The 15,476-nt window shown below is 62.8% G+C and carries 7 protein-coding genes; 2 read left to right on the top strand and 5 right to left on the bottom strand.

Annotation, left to right across the window (positions count from 1 at the left end):
• From HNR73_RS41250 to HNR73_RS28980, 4 genes are all read right to left on the bottom strand, one after another.
• The coding region (locus HNR73_RS41250) for a transposase (RefSeq protein ID WP_221331190.1) at positions 1 to 187 on the bottom strand (187 nt) is incomplete at its 3' end.
• 1,741 nt (positions 188 to 1,928) lie between these two features.
• Entirely contained in the window at positions 1,929 to 2,330 is a 402-nt protein-coding gene (locus tag HNR73_RS28990; RefSeq protein ID WP_239122253.1) for a hypothetical protein, read from the bottom strand.
• A gap of 442 nt (positions 2,331 to 2,772) precedes the next feature.
• Positions 2,773 to 3,387 carry a hypothetical protein gene (locus HNR73_RS28985; protein WP_184790830.1) on the bottom strand — a complete coding sequence of 205 codons (615 nt, stop codon included), beginning with the start codon at positions 3,385 to 3,387 and terminating at the stop codon, positions 2,773 to 2,775.
• A gap of 9 nt (positions 3,388 to 3,396) precedes the next feature.
• Entirely contained in the window at positions 3,397 to 12,288 is an 8,892-nt protein-coding gene (locus tag HNR73_RS28980) for a LamG-like jellyroll fold domain-containing protein (protein WP_184790829.1), read from the bottom strand.
• Positions 12,289 to 12,948: 660 nt separating this feature from the next.
• On the opposite strand from HNR73_RS28980, the gene HNR73_RS28975 reads away from it, so the two are divergent.
• Positions 12,949 to 14,049 (top strand): IS701 family transposase, encoded by a 1,101-nt coding sequence (locus HNR73_RS28975; protein WP_184790850.1) that lies wholly within the window; start codon positions 12,949 to 12,951, stop codon positions 14,047 to 14,049.
• Positions 14,050 to 14,133: 84 nt separating this feature from the next.
• Here the strand turns inward: HNR73_RS28975 and HNR73_RS28970 are convergent, their stop codons facing one another.
• Entirely contained in the window at positions 14,134 to 14,763 is a 630-nt protein-coding gene (locus HNR73_RS28970) for an NAD(P)-binding domain-containing protein (protein WP_184790849.1), read from the bottom strand.
• 357 nt (positions 14,764 to 15,120) lie between these two features.
• Between HNR73_RS28970 and HNR73_RS28965 the strand changes: the two genes are divergently transcribed.
• The gene (locus HNR73_RS28965) at positions 15,121 to 15,474 is read left to right on the top strand and encodes a Het-E N-terminal domain-containing protein (protein WP_203686617.1); all 354 of its coding nucleotides are present in this window, start codon (positions 15,121 to 15,123) and stop codon (positions 15,472 to 15,474) included.
• Positions 15,475 to 15,476: the final 2 nt, after the last annotated feature.

Here is a 15,476-nt window from a genome sequence, read left to right as displayed (position 1 = left end):
CCGACCCGTACCCAAGCTCCTGGGGAAGGTCTTCCCACCCGATCCCGGTATGCAGCACGAACAAGATCCCCTGTAGACACAACCGGTCGTCCAGCAGCCTCGGCCCCGGCGACCGCTTCGGCCACGCCGGAAGCAACGGCGCCACCCGCGCCCACAACTCATCGTCCACAACCCACGGTCGTCCCATACACGATCCAACAACCAAACCCCACGACCGTCACCCACCACCAGCACAAACACTGAAGATCCCGTTAGAAGCTCTAAGCCACGTCCTTCTTCGACATGCAGTAGCCACTCTCGCTGACCCCACCCACTGCCGCCCCGAAGCATGATGTCGCACCCACCACCCTGACCACTTCCGTTCCAGCAAGCGCCTCCGTCATCCCGGAAGAGCTCGGCCAGGTCGATCCACAATGGACATAGCGAACTCCAGCCGACCCCACCTGACCTGCAAAGACCCCCAACCGACCCGAACTGCGCTCAACTGGAGCGCTTCTGTGTCAGGGTCGTCCGATCATGCCTCTGACCAGTGGAAAGAGTCGATCAGCAGGTGAGGCGCGGCAGCTGTGGAAGGTTGGGTGCGGTTCAACGCTGTTCAGCTCCTGCGCCGGCTCCCAAAGGCGGTGGGAGCAGGAAGATTAGGGCTTTGCCTGACGACGTCGACACATCTGACGTGCGAGAGTATGTTAAAGCCACCAGCGCGGGAACTACCTCCACTTTCGACCGTCCCGGGCCACAGAATGCCAACCTGTGGCACGCCCTCCGACGGCGTCGAGCACTTTCCGAACTCTCTCAGCTCCACTATGGATGGAAGTCGGGCTCTTCAACGTCTCAAAGAATCTGCCTTTTGGCGGGAACAGGATTGCAAACGTGGTCGGGCTCAATATTAATGCCCTGACGCCCGACATCGGGCAGACAAGGCTTGGACTTAAATATGCGTCACTGGTTTTGGAGTTGCGGCCCGCGCAACGGTATACGAGTGTTGGGCATGAGCTGAGGGCAAGGTGGCGCCTGTATACGGCGGCACGTGCCGCACGTGGGAAAGCATGGCCCTGAGGCGGCAGCAAGGAAGCATATTCCAGCCCTCACGGCATACGATGAAGTACTTGACGCCCTTTTCTGACCTGTCGAGGTCGCGATTGGGGTCGTCAGCAAGGGCCATCACGTTGGCGCGAGCTGGCCATGACCGCTGGCGCCTCAGGGACTCCAGGGCACCGTAGCCCTCTGACTTCGAACGGCTCGAGTGCCCTTCGGAACCCACCCCGACGACATAGCCAGAATTAGTCGCAAGGAGGGAGCTGGTTCACACTGCAGCGTCTCCTTCAACGTCAGACTGCGCGATCGAGGACGCTCGTGCAGACAATCTGTGCTCGCCCCATGGCATCGTCGCAACAAACACAGCGGTGAGAACTGTGCCAACAGGCGGGAAATCTTGCGGACTGACTTGAACCCCTACTTCGACTAGCAGAATGAAGTCAATAAATGCCTCTACGTCGATCGGTGGATCTATTACCTTAACTTCGACCCCAAAATGCCCGCGATGCCCCGTAACTTGACACTTGACAACTTGCCCTCGCTGAAGCCTCATCTCGCCCCTTTCTACGACCCAGCCACCGCCTGGGGCGGACTGTCCCACCACATCACCCCAGAAGGACTCCACCTCTACCTCTGCCCCCAACACCTCGCCACCTACCAATAACAGCGCACCCTGACCATCGCGCGTGGTCCGCCGACGCGGCCAGCGAGCCCGAGTGTGATGGCGCACGAGAGAGGTCGAAACAGTCGACACTGGCCTATCCCGTTCCGATCATTGATCGGAGTCTCGCTGACGTACCCCACCGAGTCGAGGTCGCTGGCGAGAACATCCCTCGAACGCCTCTGTCCGATGCGCAGCGTCGGCGCCGCACCCGCTAGATGACGTGGACCCCTCACCGCCGTCGGTAGAAGGCATACAGTCCCTTGAGCTGCCCAATCCAGAACACCGTTCGTTCGTCCGCCGTCGCCCCGCGGCGCAACAGCCCCATAGTCTGGGCGAGACTGTAGAAGCCTGGACCAGCGTCGTTGGCATTCAGGTAGTGGACAAGGGCCGACAGCATGAGGCCCGTGCCGACTGTGCGTTCAACCACCAGGCCGAGCAGGTGCCCCATCGCGGCTCGATCACTTGCCTGCTCGAAGTCGAACTTCACCCCAACCCGGTTGTGCAGGACGGTGTTCAACTCGGTGTACGAGGTCGGCCGCTCCAGCCGCGCACGCTCGGCCAAGAAGTCGCAGGCAACATCGGTCAGGTCGTCCCACAGTTCCGCGGTCTTGCCGTACATCTCCGTTCCCATCACTCCATTGTGGACGATCGTCGAGACTGCGATGCGAGCGCAAAGCGCCGAGCGCGCAAGTGACCACCCTGCTTCAGCAATCACCTCCGCCAGGCAGGAAGTGGTCACCGGAGTCGACCCAAAGCGGAAAGCCAGATCGACAACCTACCCCGCCTGACCTGGACAAACACCCAACCGACTCGAACCGCGCTGAACTGGAGCGCTTCTGTGTCAGGGTCGTCCGATCATGCCCCTGACCTGCGGAAAGAGTCGACGGCAGGTCAGGCGCGGCAGCTGTGGAAGGTTGGGCGCGGTTCAACGCTGTTCAGCTCCCGCGTCTGCTCCCAAAAGCTGGGGGAGCAGGCTTTGAAGATCCATCGCCTGGCTGGATTTTGCAGCGTCTAGCGGTGCCCTGAGCGTGGAGTTCAGTCCGATGCCCCAGTCGGAGCTGTTCGATTCCCAGCTAAGACATGCGTCGCCATCTAGGGATGACTCCTCCCTCTGTCGACTCGTACGAGACTAGCTCTTCCAATACAACTGGCTGCTCGGACAACCAAGGAAACAGATCACACTCAATCCCACCAGTAACAATGGCCTTAAGAAAGTCTTCAAACTTTCCATCGTAGATCCACCATTCACGGGCATCCGTGACGACAATTTTCCAATCGTTGCGATCGCCACCTGGAGGAAGCAGACCAACAACTTCATTATTGTCCCCAAGGCCGACGTAAAGCAGACCCGAACTCTCCGGGTAAAAATTCAGCACCTGGGCCTGATAGGGAAACAATCCGGTTGTGGTACGCAGCGGCGCTGAAGCATCTCGACGCACTGCGTCTCGGATGTAGCCAAATGGACTCGCGACTCTGTCCCGCAAATTCCCGGCTGTCCCCTGACCGAAAAGAGAGCGAAGGTTTTCGATGATTAGATACTCTGCAATTCTGATCGTCCGATACCTGTCCCCCCAAGCCTTATAATCCGCAGGGAGCACCAATCCTAGCTCGGCCTCGATTTCGTCCCAGCCAATGTTCGGCACTGGCAACATAGGGACACCCAGGAACTCCTCGAATCGCATGTTCATTGACGCTCTCTATCTGTTAGCGAAGATATTCTTGTCAATGCGCCCACTGCTGCCAATGGTATAAATGGCTATCATCGACAGGGTGTCATCGTACGTAACCGAGTTTCCGTTTTGAATTCGAATTTCGGTTCCACCATACAAGGGTACCGCAATATAGATAATATGCTCACCCGAACCAACCCTAGGATTTACTCGTTGATATGTCTCGTTCTCAAAGGTAAGCATATCTCCGCGATTGGTGGTCGACCCAAAACAGGTGACTAGATTTGAACGCGTATCGGGTCCAGACAATTGCCTGCCAAGCAGGTGACAGCGGTCATAGGCCCACGTTCCGTCATCTGCAAGCCCGTTCGGCTTCGGCCAGTCCCAAGGATTCGGGAGTTTTGATCGCTTCGTGTGCGGATTCGGGTCACCACAGAGATATGCCGCAGACCATGTGGCGCGTTCCGTTCGGTTATACGCATCTGGCCGCGCTTTTTCCATTTCACCTTGCCAGGGCATGGAGGAGCAGTCTCCGTCCGTATCCCAGTTGATGCTAGTTACATTCCCGGAATCATCGACAGTAATAATCCCCTGTTCGATCAGTTTGTCGCGGAGCTGATCATTGTCTAGAAGCAGGCCGTTGAGGAGATCGATTTGGTCGTCCCCGGTGACGGCGTCTTTGCTGGCGTCATCAGGTCGATCGGCAAGAGACCCAAGGAAGTCAAGGAGGTCTTCCCATCCGTCGTCATTCGGGGGGCGCGGAATGCGTGGATCATCTGTAGGCGGCTTGTCCGGTCTATCGCACGCGCGTGGGTTGTGGACGCATATGTGCCCGGCTGGATAGTTGGATATGCCGGTGCCGGTGCTCGTTGTCGTGCTGGATCCCGCCGTGGTTGCTGTTAGCTTTTCGATCAATTGGATGAGGAGGATCATCGCTGCGATGAGCGCCGCTCCGACCGCTGTCCAGCCGACGACCTCGGTCGGCCTGGGTATCGGGCTCGGTCCGGCGCTTGCCCGTGTACCTCCACCGGAGGTAGCTCGACCATATGTATTGAAGCGCCCGCCGAAGATGTCGTGGCCGTTGGGGTCTGTGTAGTTGAGCGGCGAGCCGGCTGCGTAGCCGTATCGGTTGGTCGCCGTCGGTGAGGGCGTGAGTTGCCAGGTATCCCTTCCCTTGAAGGCGCCAGTTGTCGGGTCATACCAGCGGGCATGGGCGTTGACCTGTTTGGTGGCGGGATCGGTGTAACCGCCTTGGTAGCCCAGACCGTTGATGGGTCTGTCTGCTGCGGTTTCCCCGAAGGGGCTGTAGGCGTTGCTGGCCGTAATAGCACCGTTGGCTGCGTTGATGTCGGCGATGACATCGTCGTGCTGGTCTGTCCACGTCAATGCAGCGCCTGCGGTGCGGTTCCTGGAGACGATGTCACCCGTGGGATCGCGCAGAACGATTGAGTCGGGGGTGATGACCGGGTTGTTGGTGAGGTCGTTGTAGGTGAAGCCGGTGGCGCCGTTTCGAGTCGTCAGTCGGTCCAGAGCGTCGTATCCGTAGCTGACCGTCTCAGCGGTGGTGGTGACGGAGGTCAGGCGCTCATAGGCGTCGTAGTTGTTCGTCGTGGTGTCGGTTCCGAGGGTGTGGTCACGGAGGGTGCCTCTGGGCGTGTAGGTCCAGGTCTCGTCGGGTTGGCTGCCACCGCTGGCATTGATGAGCTGGTTGCGTTCGTTGTAGGTGCTGGTTCGGGTTCCGTCCGGCGTGGTGACGGTGGTGCGGTTGCTGGCGTTGTCCCACCCGTAGGTTGTTGTGGTCTGATCGGGGGCTGTCCACCTGGTGAGACGTCCGAGGCCGTCGTAGCCGTAGGTGTTGGTGCCTGCGCCGGTCAGGCCGGTGGTCGTCTTTGAGGTGAGGCGACTGGCGACGTCGTAGCCGTAGGTAGTCGAGGCGGTGACTTCCCCGGCAGGGTTGGTGAACGTGTCGCTCGCGAGGCGCCCGTTGAGGGGTTCGTAGGTGAAGGTGCGCTCGGGTCCGCCGTAGTCGATGGCCGCGATTTGGTGGTCGGGGCGCCACGTGTAGGTGTGGGTGGTGCTGGTGATCGGGTCTGTCAGTGTTTTGAGGTTCCCGACGTTGTCGTACGTGAAGGTGCTGGTGCCGGCGGCGTCGGTGCGCGATGCGATGCGGCCGTCGCCGTCGTGGTTGTAGGTCGCGGTGTTGGCGCCGGCGACGGTGGTGAGCAGGCCGCGGTCGTTGTAGGAGAGGCTTGTCGCGCCGTTAGGACCGCTGACCGAGGTTGTGCGGTTGAGGGCGTCGTAGTCGAAGGTCTTGGCCGCAGTTGCGGATTCTGCTCCTGTGCCGGTTTCGTTGGTGATGCGGTTGAGGGCGTCGTAGGTGATGTCGCGTTTGACTCCGGCCGGCATGAGCTGGACAGTGGCGTTCCCGGCCGCGTCGTAGACGGTGGTCCAGGTTCGGTCGGCGGGATTCGGGTGTGCTGCGGTGGCCGGTTCGATGGTGGATTCCTGCAGGCCCATCGCGTTGAACGTGTAGTCGGTGCTGTTGCCGTTGCCGTCGACCATGTGCGTCAGGCGGCCGGCTCTGTCGTAGCCCAATTGGACGGTGACCGGGTCGGCGTATTGGTTGTCAGATGCCACAGGGTCGCTGTCGAGGGTCTGGAAGGTGGTGATCGTCGCAACTTGGCCAACGTTGTTGTACGTGTAGCGCGTTGGCGAATTCGCGGTGCCGTGGGAGGTATAGAAACCCTCGACCTCAATGAGGCGCCCGTCGTCATCGAAGCGCTGTCCATAGCTGTTGCCGCCCTCGTTGACGACGATGGCGTTCCCGAGCCCATCGAGGCGTTGGTAGTCGCTTCGGTAGGTGGAATCCCCTCGGACGACAGTGGTCTTCGTGACCTTGGAGGCGAGATCCGCGGGGTACTCGTGTCGGGTGTAGTCACCGTTGGCCTCGATGATCCGGTCGGGTAGGCCGTTGGCGTAGTAGGTGTAATTGGTCGTTTGGCCGCTCGGAGTCTTGGTGCTGGTGAGGTTCCCAGCGTGGTCGTAGGTCATGTGCGTGGTGAAGTACGCCAGCTGTCCATCAACGCGTTCAGTGGTGGTGTTGGTGAGCTGGTTGCCCAGGGCGTCCCAAGTGGCTTGGGTGACTGCACCGCTTGGGTCGGTCCTGCTGAGCACTCGTCCGAGGCGGTCGTAGGTCGAGGTCCAAAGCCCGGCGAGTTTCGGGCCGTTGCCGTCCGGGTCGGGGTCGGTCTGCGTGGTGACTCGTCCATAGAGGTCATAGGTGTAGGCGGTGACGTTGCCGCGGGGGTCGGTCTCTGTGACCGGCTGACCGTGCGGCCCGTACTCGGTGCTGACAACGGGCGTGATGCTGTTCGATGGGCCGGGAGTGGTGTAGGTCGGTAGTGAGGTGGTGAGTGGCCGTCCCATCGCGTCATATGCGGTCGTGGTGAGGCCACCGTCGACGTTGCGTTCGTGGGTCGGTTCGCCGAAGGTGTTGTATCCACGGATGGTCGTGGGTTCGACTCCGGTGTGTTCGGTCCCGTTCTCCCAAACCGTGCGGGCTCCGGCGGTGCTGGCGGTGAGGCGGCCGAAAGCATCGTAGGTGTACCGCTCGGTGACACCGGCTGGGTTGGTGGCGGTGGCGACCTCGCCGCGGGCCGTGTGGGTGTAGGTCGTGGTTTCTTCGGCCGTGGTGATCACGGATCGAGCGGTTGCGACGCCCAGCCACTCGGGGGCGCTGGATTCGCGGACTTTGGTTTCAGAGGTCATGCGGCCGGCCGGGTCGAAGGCGCGTTCGACGTCGTAGCTCCAGTAGCCGATGAGTCGCTCGGCTCGGATTTCGTAGTGTTCTTCCAACAGGCTGTTGCCTGCCGCGTCGTAGCTGAAGTCGATCTCCTCGCCGACGCCGGTGGTCGTTGCCGGTGGACACCAGCCTTCGGTGCAGCTGGCCGGGTCGTCGCTGGGGTCGTCGTAGAACCTGTCGGTGGTGACGAACCCGCGCGCGTTGTAGGTGTAGCTGTGGACGCCTGTACCAGTGGTGGTGGCGGCCTTGGTGGCCTTGCCTGCGGCGTCGTAGGTGAAGGCCGACAGCTGGATGCGCTGGATCATCTCGTGATCGCTGTCGCGCAACTCGAGGTAGGTCGCCTTGGTCAGCCCGTCGGAGTAGTAGTCGTAGGTGATCTCTTCGCCGTTTGCGTTGACGACTCCGGCAAGGAGATCGTTGTCGTAGTAGGTGCGCGCCTCGGTGATGAGCCGGTTGGTTCCGGAGTCCTCGGGATCTGCTGGATCGACGAGTCCGGCGGGATCGGCGTCGGTGCCTTCGGCGGTGGTGCGTACTCGGCGGTGACGGTCGTCAAAGGTGTACTCGAGTCGCAGACCGGTGGCAGTGGTTTCGGCGATCTTGTCGCCGGCGGCATCCCATTCAGAGATTGTGGTGGTGCCGTCGGGGCCGATGGTGCTGGTCGGGCGTCCCGCTGGGTCGTAGGCGAAGTTCCATGTTCTGCTCGTGTCGCCGCCGGTGGTGTCGCTGATCGTGGTTTGCAGGAGGCGTCCGGCGTCGTCGTAGTTGTTAGTGGTCAGCGGGGTGTGGGTGACCTCGGTGATCGGGTTTTCAACCGCGGGGGCGGTGCTGGTGGCGACTTGGCCGATCGGGTTGTACGTGGTGGCAGTGGTGCCTTCGGCGATAAAGGCGCTGCCGGTTCCCGATCCTTGGCTCGTGCTCCTGACTCGCCCGAGCTTGTCGTAGAGGCGCTGGGTTACCAGGCCGCCTGGTTCCACGGTTTCGGCGAGATCTCCAGTGGGGAAGTACGCGTACGTTGTCACGGCCCCGAGCAGGGAAGTGCTCTTCTTCGGCAGCCCGGGTGGGACATTCCCGCCCCCGGTCGCCGTTTCGGTGCCGGTGGTGTACTCGGTCGATTCCGACCCCGCGGCTGCTGAGGAGGCGTGCTTCGGGTACGTCGTGACCGTTACCCGACCGGCGGTGTCCAGTGTGTAGGTCGTTCGATAGACCGTGTCCGTGGCCGACGCCGACCTGCCGTCAGAGGCCCAGACGGTTTGGTCGTTGCGAGGGTCGAGAGGGTTGGCTTCGTTGAGGAAGTAGCCGAAGTACTTCGTTTGGCAGGAGCCGGTGGTTCGGCATGTCGTGACCGACAGCTTGTTGCCGCGGGCGTCGGTGGTGGCGGCGGTGCTTTGGCCGACCTCGTCAACGATCTTGGATACGAACCCGGCTTCGTTGTATTCATAGGACTTCGTGCCGATGCCGTCTTGGCGGGATACCAGGCGACCGCCGTGCTCGATGTCGTAGGTGTAGGTGATCGGCTCGGCAAAGCTTGGGGTGATCGTGACCTGTCGCTTCTTCTCGGCGACGGTGGAACCGCCAAGTGTCCACGTGGCGCTGTTGCGGTCGCTGAAGGTCAGCAGACGTCCGGTCGTGCTGTCGTGAATCGCGGTGGCGGCGTTGAATCCGCCGGGTTCGGTGATCGTGTTGAGGCGGGTGCCTGCGAGACGACCGACGGCGTGATGGGTGGCGACCTGGGTAGCCGAGAGGGCGTGCTTGTAGATGGCCACGTCGTCGATCTGGCCGGCGAAGCCGAAGTAGCCGGCGGTCGTCGGCACCGCCGGCCAGGAGCCGCCGGTGTACCCGGTGCCGAGGAGGAACGTGGAGCGCGTGGTGTGGTCGATGGTCCGGCCCGACTCGGTGGCCGCGAGCGTGCCATCGAGGTAGAACGCCTGTTGTGTCACGGCCGATGTGAGGACCACGTGGTGCCATGCACCGTCGTCGACTCTCGCCGTGGTGGCGAGCTGTTGGCGTTTACCGGGTCCGGTGAGGGAGGTCGCCATCCAGTATCCCGAGCGCAGGAGACCGTCGGTTCCAATGTAGAGCAGCGGCGACCATTCGGTGGGGTCGCCGGCGCTGATGGCGGTGTTCTGTTGGTTCAGGAGGATCCCAGTCTGGCCGGGCGCGGCCTTGAACCACAGTTCGAAACCGGTCTGGACTGCCCCATCGACTGCCTCGTTGGGGAGGACGATCGATGAGTCGATGCCCCCGGCGAAGCCGACTGCGGTCCCTGCAGCACCGGTGATCGCGCCGGGCACCCCCAGTGTCAGCCCGGTGGACACCCCGTCATCAGCGTCTTCATCCTGAGGCGTGGCATTGGCCAGGGTGCTGCCCTCGGTCTCGTCCAATGGGTAGTAGATGTGTGGGTTACTGTCTTTCACCACGGACTGGTAATAGGACGAGTCGGCATATCCGTAGGTCGTGCACGACGCGGCTGACAGCGGCGAGCAGGCAGTGATCAACCGGTCGCCGTCATAGGCGTAGGTCCAGGTCGCGGCGACCTCACCGGCTGCGGGTGAATCGGTTGCCACTGCGGTGATGTGCCCATTCGTCCACGTCAGGTGAAGTGAGCGACCGGACGCTTTGTCGGTCACGCGGGTGACATGCCCATCCACGTGGGTAAGTTCTTGCAGACGGCCGGAGGCGTCAGAGATCGAGATCAGCTCACCGGCGAAGCTGAACGTCCGCACGCTCCCGGTGCTGTCACGCAAGACGTAAGCGCTGCCGGTCTTGACCAGCTGAAGCGTGTTGCCCGCAGGGGACGCATAGGTTCCATCGGGGTTGCGGCCGAAGCGGATCTGGGTACCCGAGGCGAGGGTGGCGAGGATCGTTTCCGAGCCGTCGCCGTCTACGGCGAGACGCTGATCGAGCCAGGTCGACCATCCCGCGCCGAAGGCTCCTGTTATCCGCAAGTCTTGCGAGTTGTAGGTCCGGGTGACCGATAGCGCAGGTCCGGAGACGTTGACGGAGGCATCGGTGACCGTCGTGGTGTAGTTCCCGACCTGCGGGTTCACTCCCGGCACGTCACCGCCATCAGCGGCCCCCGCCAGATGCGAAGTGACCGCCGGCTGCTCCGGCTGCGGCGTGAACACCATCGGGCCGACCACCGCGGAGGCCGTCACCGAGTCATTGACCCGCCCCCACCAGTACGCCGGCTGGTTCCACTTCAGAAGTCCCGCCGGAACCACCCATGAAGACGTCGACACGTATCCGGATTCGATACAGTTCGTCGCGGCCTGGTCGGTGCACGCCTTGAACGCGTACAGCTGCTTCCCGACCGGGGCGTTGTCCGGGTCGGCATAGTCCAGCCACAGGGTCGGTCTGATCGAGTCGCTCGTCGCGCCGTGCGCGGGAGAGTTGCCAGCGACATAGGGCGCGCTGTTGGCGACATTGAAGGCAGCAACGCCCGAGGGAACTTCGTAGGGCGCCTTGTTGAACCAGGTTCCGTTCGGGTCCTGCATCGACATGCGCAGTACGTACGAACCGATCGGCAACAACTTGACCGTCATGGTGATGTCGATGCTCGAATGCGGTGCAACATCGCTCGTCGGGTAGAACTTCGCCGCCTCGGTCCGCACCAGCGTCGTCCCGTCGGACTTGAGGACTTCATGACGCAGTGCGTAACCGGTGCCCTTCTTCCACGTCGTTGTACCCCAGTTGGTGACCCGCACGACGATCTTCCCGTCGGAAGCGGCCGTGACCGACGGGCTGAACTTCCCTGACGGGATCAGATACGTAGCCCCCTGGTCGGAGTAGGTCACGTCAAGGTAGGGGGCGCCCCCGGAGAAGTTGGCCGACGTGAACCTCTTCCAGCCGTACTTGTCGGAAGATGACGCACCGATGCGCAAGCCGTAGAACGCCTCGGTGCCATGCACCCACTTGGTCATGCGCATCCGGTCAATACTGAACGACTCCCACGCCGCGGTACAGCCGCTGTACCCGTGCGCGAAGGACTTCGACGCCACCGGAGTCGACGCATCGTAGGCCGGTCCAGGCCATGACATCGACGAGTTCGACGTCCATGCCTTCGTCATGCGATAGATCGTCACCTTGCGCGGGCTGCAAGAGTAAGAGTAGGAGTTGAACAGCTGCAGCTTCGCCCCACGGATGAACTTGTTCTTCAGGTCCGTCTTAAGCGACGAGAACGCCAGGAGCCCGGCTGCGATCTGTCCATCGACGGCTCCGACCTTGAGTTCGGATTCCCCTGAATAGTTGTTGGTATATGGCTTCATCACGTAGGTGTCCGACGATGTCCTCACCTCAACGTCCGGATCCACCGTCACCGGGAAGACCCTGTTCGGGTCGGTCAGCCAGCCGCGGTCGAGGGTCATACGGATCGCCTGGCCTCCTTGGTGCTCCACGATCTCGTAGGTGACATCGTCAGTCCGCGCGCCTTCACCGGTATCGCGGTCGATCCTGGAGTCCACGGCAAAACCACGTGGCATCGATCCAACAACCGCTCCGGAGACGTCACTGAAGACCACCGCTCCCGAGGCAGCATCGATCGAGGCGGCCACACCGTCGGTACGCAGCGGGAACAGCCACGAGGACGCGGCATCACCTGAGGCGAGGACGAGCTCCTCCTTCGTCCCACCCGCCGTGGCCGTCAACCGAAGCGTGGTCTCGGGCATCACGGCGTCATAGGTGATCGACGGCCCCACCGCGGTGCCGCTGACTACTGCAGCCCCCGCAAGCGAGTAGGCGACGGCGGTGGTGGGCGTCAGGTTCACGTGTACCAGCGTGGGATCCGTGGTGTCCACGCCGAAGGAGACGACACTTGCGTTGGTCGGCGTCCAACGGTCGCCCACCAGCCTCAGCGAGGTGTCGATCTTCGCGAAGCCTCCGCCCACTTCCTTGAACACCGGCTGGGAAAAGGTCCTCAGAGTCTGAGTTCCATCCGGGTTCGCGAACACCGTCGTCGTCGCTGTCCGCTTCTGAACCAGCTCAACCGATTTCCCGGCAACGAAGCCATCCGGCTCGTCGCCTTCGAGCCCGGGAAGGACGCCGACCTGCTGTTCGATCGCATCGGGGTGCTCCAGCGCAACATCTTCGTACGCCGGCTCATCTCCAACGGCGCCAGGCACCGAAGGAGACTCAGCATTAATCGGCGACGGCGGCTCCCCCGTCCTCTGGCCACTGACCGCCGCAGATCCAACCTGCTGAACTGGGGCATCGTGTGACGCCCCCAGCGGCCATCCGGGGCCTGTTTCATCAGCCGCGACAGGAGACGACGGGATGCCGACAAGCAAACCAGTGATCAGGGACAGGACCACGCCGCTGGTCAGCAAGCGAAAGTGGGCACTACGGACCGTACGAGCAGGCACGGCAACCTCACGAAGGGCAGATGAGATCAGAGCTAAGGGCGATGACAGAAGACACCACGGTCCGCCGAACTGTCAAGACCCAGGGCGCTGCCCTACCTGGCCGAGATCGCCTCGCTGCCAATACAACGGGCACAGGAGCCGGGGCCAGCTCTGCGCCAGGCGGCAGCACAGCCCGACAGCCCTGTTCGCCCTGGAATCATCAGCGGATCGATCCACAGTGGACCGTCAGCCGGCCGCCGAAAACACCTCTGCGGCATGCGGGCATTATCATCTGCGATCACCACTCCCAGGGCAGTTCTAGCCGGGCTCTCTTCGCCCCTGCGTCTTAATACTGCAGCGACACTTGTTGGTTGGTGGTTCGTTGGGCAGGGTGTGTCTGATGTGGATGTCGCCAGGTGGGGTGTCGGGTTCGAGGCGTTAATGGCGCGGGTCGGGTCTCGGTTCGTGCGTGCCGAGCCGTGTGCTCGGGTTGGTGAGTATGTGTCGGGGCTGGTCGCGCGGTTGGAACGGAAAAACGGGTGGAGCCTTGCCGAGCTGGCTGGGGAGTCGCATCCGGCGGGGATGCAGCGGTTGCTGCGCCTCGCGGACTGGGACGTCGACGCCGTTCGTGACGATGTGCGTGACCTGGCTGTGGAGCATCTCGGTGAGCCCGGCGGGGTGTTGATCGTCGATGAGACCGGGTTCCTCAAGAAGGGCATCCGGTCGGCGGGAGTGCAGCGGCAGTATTCGGGCACTGCCGGTCGGGTGGAGAACTGCCAGGTGGGAGTGTTCGCCGCCTACGCGTCTTCGAAGGGGCACGCGTTGATCGATCGGCGGTTGTATCTGCCGAGGTCGTGGACCGATGACCGGGATCGGTGCCGGGCGGCCGGGATCGGTGACGAGGTGGAGTTCGCGACCAAGCCCCGCATGGCCATCGAGATGGTCGCCCACGCGAAGGCCGCCGGGGTCCCGTTTGCGTGGGTAACCGCTGATGAGGCCTATGGGCAGGCGAATTACCTGCGGGTCTGGCTCGAAGAGCACGACATCGCTCATGTCCTGGCGATCAAGACGAGCGACGAGGTCACCGGCATCGACCTGAGCATCAGCCGTGCCGATGCGACCATCACGGCACTGCCGGCTCGGGCATGGCGGCGGTTGTCGGCTGGTGCCGGTGCGCACGGTCTGCGCGACTATCACTGGGCGATGGTCCCGATCCGTCCCTGGCGGCCAGGGCGCGGGCACTGGCTCCTGGCCCGCCGCTCCATCACGCGCCCCGAGCAGATCGCGTACTACGTCTGCTTCGGGCCGCGCCGGACCCGCCTGCACCACCTGGTCGCCGTCGCCGGGATGCGATGGCGGATCGAGGAATGCTTCCAGCAGGCCAAGAACGAGACCGGCCTCGACCACTGCCAGGCCCGTAACCTGCGGGCCTGGTATGCCCACATCACCTTGTCGATGCTCGCGCTGGCATGGCTGGCCACCATCCGTGCCGAGGAGGTAAAGGGGGCACCACGGCAGCAAAAGAACAGCTCATACCCCTGACCGTCCCCGAGATCCGCAGGCTCCTTACCGCCCCCTGGCGGCCCTCCACAGTAGACAACGAACGAGTCTGGGCCTGGTCACGCTTCAGGCGCCGACACCAACACACCGCCCGCACCAGCCACTACAAACGACGAAGACAAGTGTCGCTGCAGTATTAAGGCGTGTCCTGGTGATCATGTTGGCGTGTCCACAATGGTGTTGTGGTGCGTCGTGGTGAGTGACGGATACCGCTTGGCTGGTAGTCGAGCCGTTGCTGCCCAGGCCGGGGTTGCGGTAGTCGGTGGTGTGGAGTTGGCGGCCGCCGAAGAGTGCGCGGCCGGGTATGTCGGGGGGGTGTGGTGAGCGCCAGGTGCCGGTGGCGGAGATGACGGTGCGGGCGCGCATGTCGCCGGTGTCGGTGCGGATGAGGAGGTGGTCGTCGTCGTGGTGGACGCCGTGGACGGTGACGGGGCGCCGGATGGGGAGTTCGTAGCGCTTCTCGTAGGCGGTGACGTAGTCGACGACGTGGTCGCGGGTGGGGAAGGGTTCGCCTTCCTGTTTGGGCATCCACCAGCCGGGGAGGGTGCTGTATTCGGCGGGTGAGAACAGGTGGAGCGAGTCCCAGTAGTCCTGCCACGCGCTGCCTGGCTGGGTTTCGGCGTCGAGGATGACGTAGTCGGCCCTCGCGCGGCGCAGGTAGTAGCCGACGGCGAGCCCGGCCTGTCCACCGCCGATGACGACGCCGTGGTGTTATTCGGGCTCGCTCATTCGACTGGTGTGGATGATCAGCGACTGCGACGGCGCCATCACACCCAGAGACACATGACTGACCGAGGCCCTCACTCTTCACCTGCACACGCCCAGGTCTCACTGGCGGCTACCGGTAGGACGGTCTGCCCACGCAGGACCGTCCTAACCGGCGCCCGGCACACGTGATCCTGCGTGACGAACCAGCTGGACCAACGCACTTGCCGCCGGCGCGCGAAACCATCTGTTCTCAAGCAACTACCCAAGCATCGCTCGAGTTGCGACCTTGATTCGCTGCGTGATACTTGGTTGGTAGCAACAGGATGCGCTGCTGGGGGGATCTTGGTGACCGGTCTGGAAGTCGTTGTCGCCGCGCTGGTGGCGGGTGCCGCCGACAGCGCCAAGAATCTCGTCGGGGACACCTACACTGGTCTCAAGGGGTATCTGTCGAGGAAGCTCGCTGAGCATCGTGAGGCTCGTGCGGCGCTGGAGGCTGACGAGGTCGAGTCGGGTGTGTGGCGGGCACGGCTGACCGAGGAGCTGGCCGGTACAGGTATCGGTAATGACGCTGAGGCCGTCGAGCTGGCGCGGAAGGTGCTGGCCCTAGCCGATCCGGGCGGGAAGTACACCGTGGACCTGCGCGAGGCCAAAGGCGTGCAGGTCGGTGACGGCAACACCCAGACGAACACGTTCAACTAGAC

The organism is Phytomonospora endophytica (assembly GCF_014202425.1).
GTDB classification, from domain to species: Bacteria; Actinomycetota; Actinomycetes; order Mycobacteriales; family Micromonosporaceae; genus Phytomonospora; species Phytomonospora endophytica.
This window is presented reverse-complemented; position numbering and strand designations above follow the sequence as displayed.